Source organism: Mesorhizobium sp. M7A.F.Ca.MR.176.00.0.0 (assembly GCF_004023165.1).
Taxonomy (GTDB): domain Bacteria; phylum Pseudomonadota; class Alphaproteobacteria; order Rhizobiales; family Rhizobiaceae; genus Mesorhizobium.
In genome coordinates this window covers 1-724 of the sequence record NZ_RZTC01000307.1, presented here as the reverse complement: position 1 = coordinate 724, position 724 = coordinate 1, and the positions used below count along the sequence as shown (strand labels likewise).

Genomic DNA, 724 nt, shown 5'->3' with positions numbered 1-724 from the left:
AAACTAGACCTGAGAGCCGCACCGCATGAATGTAGCCTCCCAATATCTGCCGCTTGTGGTGCATCACGAAGCCGGGCCCGCGGTGGCCGCCATCGTTTTGCACCGTCAGACGTTCGACGACGACCGTGAACTCCCTGCTTTCTCAAGTGTTAGTATTTACCCCGACGCCGGTGACGGAGAGTGCGGTGGTGTTGTCGAAGGCGCGGGTTTTTATTCAGCGCAAGGATTCACCTCGAAGCGAAAGCCGATTTTCGAGGACGATATGGATCGATGTTTGGAACGCGATGATGCGATCCGGGAGATAGTTGCGTGTCTGGCAGGTCCTTTTGCAGAATCCGCATTCGAAGGCTATCTGGACCCGCGCGATATGGCGATGAATGCGTCCGATGGGAATGAGGGGAGCAGCGACTACGCGGATGCCAAGCGAATCTATGGTGAGTTGCGGTTCCTGATGCCGCGCCGCCCCGATTGGGGGCGGATCGAAGATCGCACGGCCCGGCTAGTACTCGATCACTGGTCGGCCATCGAAGCATTGGCCGCGCATTTGCTGGTCAAGCATGATCTCCAATTCGATGAGGCTCTGACGATTGTTGCGCCGCATCTTCCGCCCATGCCAGCAGCTACGCCGCCAGAGCGTCATCCGCAGCCTGCTTGATCAGCCATTCGATGTGATTTGACCACATCTGCAACACCTCGCGCTTCTCCTTGACGTTGCTATAGAGAT

1 protein-coding gene is annotated in these 724 nt (G+C 57.2%); it reads left to right on the top strand.

What is annotated here, in order from left to right; all coding sequences use genetic code 11:
- Nucleotides 1–25: 25 nt before the first annotated feature.
- Complete coding sequence (locus EOB59_RS35020; protein WP_128290315.1) at nt 26–655, top strand: hypothetical protein; 630 nt, start codon at nt 26–28, stop codon at nt 653–655.
- The last annotated feature ends 69 nt before the right edge of the window (nt 656–724 follow it).